9 protein-coding genes and 1 tRNA gene are annotated in these 8042 nt (G+C 62.9%); 5 read left to right on the forward strand and 5 right to left on the reverse strand.

From position 1 onward, the window contains the following. On the forward strand, window positions 1-834 hold an 834-nt coding region (locus tag EOA24_RS19950), incomplete at its 5' end, for an alpha/beta hydrolase (protein WP_133374556.1). Between the two features lie 10 nt (window positions 835-844). Here EOA24_RS19950 and hisN read toward each other — a convergent pair. Then, window positions 845-1618 carry a histidinol-phosphatase gene (gene hisN / locus EOA24_RS19955; protein ID WP_126081456.1) on the reverse strand — a complete coding sequence of 258 codons (774 nt, stop codon included), beginning with the start codon at window positions 1616-1618 and terminating at the stop codon, window positions 845-847. A 349-nt stretch (window positions 1619-1967) separates the two neighbouring features. Then, window positions 1968-2861, reverse strand: coding sequence for an N-formylglutamate amidohydrolase (locus tag EOA24_RS19960; RefSeq protein WP_042639392.1), 894 nt, complete (start codon window positions 2859-2861; stop codon window positions 1968-1970). Between the two features lie 213 nt (window positions 2862-3074). Between EOA24_RS19960 and EOA24_RS19965 the strand changes: the two genes are divergently transcribed. From EOA24_RS19965 to EOA24_RS19975, 3 genes are all read left to right on the forward strand, one after another. After that, a complete protein-coding gene (locus EOA24_RS19965; RefSeq protein WP_006199474.1) occupies window positions 3075-3437 on the forward strand; it encodes a response regulator in 363 nt (120 codons plus the stop codon). A gap of 127 nt (window positions 3438-3564) precedes the next feature. Continuing rightward, window positions 3565-3639, forward strand: a tRNA-Val gene (locus tag EOA24_RS19970). A gap of 227 nt (window positions 3640-3866) precedes the next feature. Further along, a complete protein-coding gene (locus EOA24_RS19975) occupies window positions 3867-4508 on the forward strand; it encodes an outer membrane protein (protein ID WP_189343082.1) in 642 nt (213 codons plus the stop codon). A 102-nt stretch (window positions 4509-4610) separates the two neighbouring features. Here the strand turns inward: EOA24_RS19975 and EOA24_RS19980 are convergent, their stop codons facing one another. From EOA24_RS19980 to EOA24_RS19990, 3 genes are all read right to left on the reverse strand, one after another. Then, window positions 4611-4904 carry a DUF1330 domain-containing protein gene (locus tag EOA24_RS19980; RefSeq protein ID WP_126081454.1) on the reverse strand — a complete coding sequence of 98 codons (294 nt, stop codon included), beginning with the start codon at window positions 4902-4904 and terminating at the stop codon, window positions 4611-4613. A 29-nt stretch (window positions 4905-4933) separates the two neighbouring features. After that, window positions 4934-5698, reverse strand: a complete 765-nt coding sequence (locus EOA24_RS19985) for an SDR family NAD(P)-dependent oxidoreductase (RefSeq protein ID WP_210213594.1) — start codon at window positions 5696-5698, stop codon at window positions 4934-4936. Between the two features lie 92 nt (window positions 5699-5790). Then, window positions 5791-6945 (reverse strand): dihydrodipicolinate synthase family protein, encoded by a 1155-nt coding sequence (locus EOA24_RS19990; RefSeq protein ID WP_126081452.1) that lies wholly within the window; start codon window positions 6943-6945, stop codon window positions 5791-5793. 241 nt (window positions 6946-7186) lie between these two features. On the opposite strand from EOA24_RS19990, the gene EOA24_RS19995 reads away from it, so the two are divergent. Next, window positions 7187-8042, forward strand: an 856-nt coding sequence (locus tag EOA24_RS19995) for a LacI family DNA-binding transcriptional regulator (RefSeq protein WP_127409999.1), incomplete at its 3' end; no start/stop codon positions are given.

Below are 8042 nucleotides of genomic sequence, written 5' to 3' on the forward strand. Positions count from 1 at the left end.
CTGCTGGGCACGGTGGTTCTGCTGACCGGGCGCAACGAGTGCATCGAGAAATATTTCGAGACCATCCGCAATCTCGCCGATCGCGGCTTCGGCGTCGCCATCCTCGATTGGCGCGGCCAGGGCGATTCCAGCCGCCTGCTGCGCGACCGCCAGCGCGGCCATGTCCGCAGCTTCCGCGACTATGCGCGCGACCTGGAGCAATTTTTCGAAGAGATCGTGCTGCCCGACTGCCGCGGCCCCTATTACATCCTCGCCCACTCGACCGGGGCGGTGATTGCGCTGCTTGCCTCGCCGTCCATGGTCAATCGGGTGCGGCGCATGGTGCTGCTGGCGCCTTTTCTGGAGGTGCCGGACATGCCGGTCTCGATCGCCACCGTGCGGCGCGTGTGCGCGATCTTCTGCGCGCTTGGCCTCGGCTGGCTCTACGCGGCGATCGGTCCACGCCCGAAAGTGCCGCCGGCTTTCGAGGTGAACAAGGTGACCTCGGACCCGGCGCGCTACCGCCGCAATGTCGGGATCTATGAGGCCTGGCCGCAGCTCGCGCTCGGCGGCCCGACCATCCGCTGGCTGAAGGCCGCAGCCGCGGCCGCGGAAGCCGTCAGCGATCCGGATTTCATGGCAAGGGTCAAGGTTCCGATGCTGATCGTCGCCGCCGGCGCCGACCGGGTGGTCTCGACCAAGGCCGTGGAAGCCTATGCCAGGAAATTGCGCGTCGGCTCGCTGTTGATGATCGACGGCGCCGAGCACGAAATCCTGCAGGAGAGGGACATCTACCGCGAGCAGTTGCTCGCCGCCTTCGATGCCTTCATTCCAGGCACCGGCGACGCTCCCTGAACGCGCCCGATCAGCCGCGCAGCGCCGCCATTGCCGCGGCGTGCAGCTCCGGCGTCGCCGCAGCCAATATATCGCCGCCCTTCTCCGCCGGGGCCCCTTCGAAAGTGGTGACGACGCCGCCGGCCTTCTCGATGATCGGGATCAGCGCGACGATGTCGTAGGGCTTCAGGCCCGGATCGGCGACGATGTCGACACAGCCCGCCGCCACCATGGCGAAGGCGTAGCAGTCGGTTCCGTAGCGGGCGAGTTGGACTTTCGTTTCGAACTGGTCGTAGCGCTTGCGCGCTTCGCCCTTGAAAAGCGCCGGCGTGGTCGTGAACAGCGTCGCTTGCGCGAGGTCGGTGGTCTTGCGGGTCGAGAGCCTGCGCGGGCCGCCCGGTCCTTCATAGTGCGAGCCGGAGGCGTTGGCATAGAACAGCTCGCCGGTGAAGGGCTGCGACATCATGCCGGCAACCGCGTCGCCGTCGGCGGTCAACCCGACCAGCGTTCCCCAGACCGGAAGGCCGGAAATGAAGGCGCGGGTGCCGTCGATCGGGTCGATCACCCAGACATGCCGGCTGGTGATGTTCTGGCTGCCATGTTCTTCGCCGAGAATGCCGTGCTCGGGATATTCGGCGGAGATCAGCGCCCGGATCGCGCGCTCGGCTTCGCGATCGGCCTCCGTGACTGGGTCGAAGCTTCCCGCCTCCTTGTTGGCGACCACCCCCTGGCTGCGGAAGCGCGGCAAGGTTTCCGCTGCGGCGGCATGCGCTATGCGCCGCATGAAATCGGTGCTGATATCCAAGTCGCTCTCCCCATCGCGGCTCTTGCCAGCCGCTCTTTCTCGCAGAACAGGCGCGCTGAATACCGGTCAGGCGCCCGCTTTATGTTGCCTTAATGCCACAACTGAACCGCCGAAGCGGAATTTCCACATCATATTGAATTAAAAAATCCAGCTGTCGATTGACATTTGTGCGCCGCACAATAATTTTGTCGTCGGACAGGTTTTCCTGTCCATGCCCTCCTTGGGCGTTTCCTCCCTAGACTTCGACCGTGTCGTGAAAACGATGCGGTCTTTTTTTCGAGCAATTCCAGGAAAAGCGTGACGCGGTTTTCCATCCGGAATTGCGTTTATCAAGAACTCGGGCGCGCCGTCATTCGGCCGCGAGCGGCAAATCGACGAAATGATGATCGGGCATCGACATCAGATCGGCCGAGAAGCGGGTCAGGTCGCAAGCCAAGGCATCGAAGCCGGCCGACTTCTGGAACGTCCGCTCGTCCATGTAAAGCCCGCGATTGACCTCGATTTGCAGCGCATGCAGATGCCGCGCCGGTCGGCCGTAATGCTCGGTGATGAAGCCGCCGGCATAGGGCTTGTTGTGCGCGACCGTGTAGCCCATGCCGACAAGCAGGCTGATCGCCATCTCAGTGAGCGCCGGCGAGGCCGAGATGCCGAACCGGTCGCCGATGATGAAGTCGGGCCGAACGCCATTGTCGCCGACGCGGATCGAGGCCGGCATCGAATGGCAGTCGATAAGCACGGCATAGCCGAACCTGGCATGCGTCCTGGTCAAAAGCCGCTTCAGCGTCTCGTGGTAAGGTTTGTACACCGCTTCGATGCGCGCGACGGCCTCGGACAAAGGCAGCCGGCCGGGATAGATGTCGAGCCCCTCGCCGACCAGTTTCGGCACGGTGCCCAGCCCGCCGGCGACACGCGCCGAACGGATATTGCAGAAGGACGGCACCGGCTCCGCGAACATGCGCGGATCGAGTTCCCAAGGCTCGCGGTTGACGTCGAGATAAGCGCGCGGAAAGTTCGCCGCCAGCAGCGGCGCGCCGAGCGGCACGGCGCCGCCGAACAGCTCCTCGACATAGCAGTCCTCCGACCGGCGGATGGCGTTGCGGTCGAGCCGCGCCATGGCCAGGAACCGCTCCGGATAGTGGCGGCCGCTATGCGGCGAGTTGAACAGGAAAGGGACGCGCTGCTCGGCGCCCGATCGGATTTCGAAGGGTGGAACGACCGAAAAATCCTCGGCTGCCGTCTTCAATTTTTATGAACCAGGATGAAGCACTGCGTCATGACGCAAAACTTGCCACCTTGCGTGCGGCATGTCCAGCATTTCAGGCGGCAAAACCGCGCCGCGAACCACATCTGGCATGCCCTTCATTCACTTGATGTTTACCGGCTCCATCTCATATACAGGATGGTTAACGGCCTAGCCCGGCGGCAGGCTTGGGGCGGGTGATTCGGACGGGACATGATGGCACGCATTCTGCTGGCGGAAGACGATGACGATATGCGCCGCTTCCTCGTCAAGGCGCTGGAACGCGCCGGCTACCAGGTAAGCGATTTCGACAATGGCGCCAGCGCCTATGAGCGGCTGCGCGAGGAGCCTTTCTCGCTGCTGCTGACCGACATCGTCATGCCGGAGATGGACGGCATCGAGCTTGCCCGCCGCGCCACCGAGATCGATCCCGACCTCAAGGTGATGTTCATCACCGGCTTCGCTGCCGTCGCGCTCAATCCCGATTCCAAGGCCCCCAAGGACGCCAAGGTGCTGTCGAAGCCCTTCCACCTGCGCGATCTCGTTAACGAGGTCGAGAAGATGCTGCAGGCCGCCTGAGCCGCCTCCAGCCCGGATCGGGCCCTGCATCGGCAGGCGCTTCGCCGATGCGACAAACGGAAGCCGTCTTTCCACATTCCCGCTATTGACGTGCCGGATCAAAAGTGGTGTATGCGCGGCGTCGGATGGGCGTGTAGCTCAGCGGGAGAGCACTGCATTGACATTGCAGGGGTCACAAGTTCAATCCTTGTCACGCCCACCATCCTTTCAATAACTTAGCCGTCTCCGCCACTTTCTGGCACAGGAACCCCGTTTTTCGTTGCGTCCGACGCTCACGGTGTCGGAAGCAATCTCTCGGGACGCATCCACCAGCGCCACTGTTGCCGCTGTGTTACAGCGCACCCCTGAAACCCGTGCTATCAACCCATGGATGCAATGGCGGACCGGAGCGATAGGCGGGTTATGAGGACGGCTCTACTCACATCGGCAATGCTTGTTGGGTTTTGTTCGTCAGCCTTTGCCGCCGACGCATTGTCAGTCGAGCCCTCGTCCTACAATTGGACAGGCGCGTATATTGGCGCAGTGGCCGGGGTCAATTTTCTCAAGGGTGATGTGAGGATTCCCAATGATGATCCCAGCGGATATGATGGCGACAGCACATCGGCATCGATTGGCGGCCAAGTAGGCTACCAGTACCAGTTCGACAACAATTTCGTTGTTGGAGCGGAGGCCCGTCTGGTTGCCGTGTTCAACAAGAAGACCGTGCCGACGATCGACAGTGAAACATTCGAGACCGCTGCCGATTGGCAGGGCGATATCGTCGCCAAGGCCGGATACGCGATGGGCAATTTTCTCCCCTATGTTAAGGGCGGCGTGGCCTTCCTGCACCTGCACGATACCGGATATAGCGTTCTCGGTTTTGGAGATACGAAGTTTGACCGGACTTATACCGGCTGGACGATCGGTGTTGGCGCAGATTACGCGCTCAATGACAAATGGGTTGTCGGCCTTGATTACGCCTACGCGCATTTCTCGGATCATAATTTCGAAGACGACAGCGTGTTGGTTGGCCCAACATTCGTCAAGCCTAGCACCCATACGGTTTCGCTGAGCCTGAACTACCGCTTTTGACCTCACGTGAATCGTTGCGGGCCGCCCATCGGTCGGCATGGCTTTTTTGCCTCAGTGGGAAAAATTCTCTCGCCTGAGCAGCCCGTCGGCCCATCCGCTTTTCTACCCCAGATCCCCTTCGAACATCACCAGCGTACGATTCGACGCCTTCAGCGCGAAGCGCATGGCTTCCTCATAGGCCGGGTCGGCGTAGCAGGCCTTGGCAATGTCCAGCGACGGAAATTCCACAAGCACCATGCGCTTGGCGTCACGCGCCTCGACGAGCAGCGGCGGCTGCTTTGTCGTGTTGGTGCGTGCCTGGTATTTTTCGCCGATCGGCTTCCAGAGCCGGGCATATTCGGCCTGCGCTTCCTGGTCCGAAATCTCGGTTCCGACGATGAGCCAGTATCCCTTCACGCCGACGCGCCCCCTTGCCGATTGCGGTCCTACACCATGAACTCGCCGCCGTTGACGTGCAACAAATGTCCGGTGACGAACTTGCCCATGTCCGATGCGAGATAGAGGCAGGCATTGGCGACGTCCTCGGCGGTCCCCAACGTCCTGAGCGGCACCGTGGCTCTCACATGCTCGTAGGTCTTCTCAAGATCGGGATACCACGCCGCGTTTCGGTCGGTGTCCAGCCATCCAGGCGCGATGCTGTTGGCGGTCACCCCGTCCGGCCCACATTCCAGAGCCACGGCCTTCGCCAGGCCGTGCATGCCGTGCTTCGCGGCGACCACATGCGCCCTGTTTGCCAGCGGGAAAAGGGCGTCCGTGCCCGCCATGTAAAGCAGGCGGCCATACTTCCTCCTGCGCATGTGCGGAAGCACCGCCTGGGTCAGGATGAAAGCCGATCCGAGATTGGTGTTCATCACCTTCTGCCAGTCCTGAAGGGTGATCTCCGCGATCGGCTGATGCGGTCCTATCCCGACGCAGGATACCGCGATGTCGACGCCGCCGAGTTCCGCGACCGCCCATTCGATCAAGGCGTTCATGGCAGTCTCGTCGGTGCCGTCGCAGACGGAGGCCACCGCCTCGACGCCTAAGGATCGCGCCTCATCCGCCACGGCCTCGATCTTGGCCAGATCGCTGCCGCCGGTAATCACGATGTGCGCCCCCGCTCGAGCGAACGCCAGGGCGACGGCCTTGCCGATGTTCTGGCCGGCCGCGGTAATGACCGCCACCCGCCCCCTCAAGCCGGGAACTTCCATCTGCTCACCCGTAGTCCGCCTTGGTGCAACGCGATTTTGGCAAGCGAATACAGGTTTGCCGGCGGAACGCAAATCGCCGCGGGGCGATCGGTTCAGATGCCGGCCGTCGCCAGCAGGCTCTTCATCCTGGCGGAGGCAAGATCGGGATCGGCCAGCAGGCCTGCCTGGTCGGCTAGGCGGAACACGTCCGCATAGTGGCATATGCCGCGCGCCGACTGCATGCCGCCGATCATGGTGAAATGGTCCTGATGCCCGTTCAACCAAGCCATGAAGACGATGCCGGCCTTGTAGTATTCGGTCGGCGCTTCGAAGATTTTTCGCGACAGCGGCACGGTCGGCGCCATCAGCGCGTCATAGCCGGCCTTGTCGCCTTCAGCCAGCTTCGCCAGCGCGGCATTGGCCACGGGCGCGATGGCGTCGAAGATGCCGAGCAGCGCGTGCGAATGCCGCCTGCCGTCGCCGGCGATCAGCTCCGGATAGTTGAAGTCGTCGCCGGTGAACATCACGACACCCTCGGGCAGCCGGTCGCGCAACTGCACTTCCTTCTCGGCATCGAGCAGCGATATCTTGATGCCCTCGACCTTGTCTGCATGCCGCTCGATGATGGCGACGACCGTATCCAGTGCCGCGTCGAAATCGCTGCTGCCCCAATAGCCCCTGAGCGCCGGATCGAACATGTCGCCGAGCCAGTGCAGGATGACCTTGCCGGAGGCCTGCGACAGGATGCGGTCGTAGACCCGGGTATAATCGTCCGGCCCTTTTGCCACCGCCGCCAGCGCGCGGCTCGCCATCATGATCGCCTTGCCGCCCTCGCCTTCGATGAAGCCGAACTGCTCCTCATAGGCGCCGATGACGTCGTCGAGCGTTTTGACCGCCGCCGGCGCCAGGTGATCGGTCCCCGCCCCTGAAGCAAGGTCGGCGCCCGGCACTGTTCTGGCCTCGGCGACCGAGCGGCGGATCAACTCTTTGGCGCTCGCCCAATCGAAACCCATGCCGCGCTGAGAGGTGTCCATGGCCTCGGCGATGCGGAAGCCGAGCCGCCACAGATGATGACGGAACGCCATGGTCTTGTCCCAGTCGACCGCTGGCCGCGACCACGGATTGGTCATGGCGATGGGGTCGGCGACGACATGGGCGGCGGCATAGGCGATGCGCGAAAAATGCGCGTTCTTGCTCGGCTCGACCGGCTTGCCGACGAGCCGGTAGCCGATCTGGTCGCCGTTTGCCGCAGGCAAGATGATGTCCATGGAACTCTCCCGTTGCGGCTCCTATAAATGGAACGTTCCAATAAATCAAGAAGCTCTATGATCTTGGGATTCGAGCCGTCAGGGCATAGTCCCGCCGTGGAGAAACGCCCGCATTAATGGGCTTCTGAACCGCACCAATCAATTTTTCAAATCCCGCGGGAATCACGATTGACTCTGATTTGGAACGGTGATTAGAACGTTCCAATAAAATTTGCTCAAAACCGTGGAGGACGGAACGAGGATGGCCAGCCGGGCCAAGGCGACGATCCTGGACATCGCCCGCGAGGCCGGCGTATCCAAATCGACGGTGTCGCTCGTACTGCAGGGCAGCGGGCTGATCCGGCCTGAAACCGCGGTCAAGGTGCGCAAGGCGATCGAGGATGTCGGCTATGTCTACAACCGCGGCGCCGCCAATCTGCGCAAGGCCCATTCCAACGTCATCGGCATGGTGATCAACGATCTCACCAACCCCTTTTTCGCCGAGCTTGCGGTCGGCATGGAGCGCGTGTTTCAGGCGGCAGGCGTCGTCCCCTTCATAGCCAACACGGCGGAGAACCCGGTACGCCAGGAAGAGGTGCTGAAATCGATGATGGAGCAGGGTGTGGCCGGCCTGATCGTCTCGCCGGCGCGCGGCACGACGCCTGGGGCTTTCCGGCGCATCGAAGCGGCTGGCGTGCCCGTGGTGTTCGCCATGCGCAGGCTGCCCGAAAGCCGCATCCCGGCGATCGCCCCCGACAATCGTCGCGGCGCCTGCCTTGCCACCGAGCATCTGATCCGCAAGGGCCATCGCCGCCTCGCCTTCTTCGGCGGTTCGTCCGACCTCGTCGTCTATCAGGAGCGTCTGGGCGGGTTCCTCGAAGCCTGCGAGGCGTTCGCCATCCCCGTTGCAGACCGGACGATCGTCGAGGGCGAGACCAGCCGCAAGGGCGGCATGGCCTGCCTGGAGACGGCGCTGGTCATGCCCGAACCGCCGACGGCGGCCCTTTGCTTCAACGACGCGGTTGCCTTCGGTGTCATGCTGGCATTGCGCAAGCGCGGCCTCGAGGCGGGAGCGGACTTCGCCGTCGTCGGCTTCGACGACGTCGCCGAGGCCGAGC

Source organism: Mesorhizobium sp. M2A.F.Ca.ET.039.01.1.1 (assembly GCF_003998035.1).
GTDB lineage: Bacteria > Pseudomonadota > Alphaproteobacteria > Rhizobiales > Rhizobiaceae > Mesorhizobium.

Bases quoted from the DNA above. Each gene is read 5' to 3' on its own strand.
- EOA24_RS19965 (WP_006199474.1), top strand. From the start codon at position 3,075: ATGGCACGCATTCTGCTGGCGGAAGACGATGACGATATGCGCCGCTTC.
- EOA24_RS19975 (WP_189343082.1), top strand. From the start codon at position 3,867: ATGCTTGTTGGGTTTTGTTCGTCAGCCTTTGCCGCCGACGCATTGTCA.
- EOA24_RS19985 (WP_210213594.1), bottom strand. From the start codon at position 5,698: ATGGAAGTTCCCGGCTTGAGGGGGCGGGTGGCGGTCATTACCGCGGCC.
- EOA24_RS19990 (WP_126081452.1), bottom strand. From the start codon at position 6,945: ATGGACATCATCTTGCCTGCGGCAAACGGCGACCAGATCGGCTACCGG.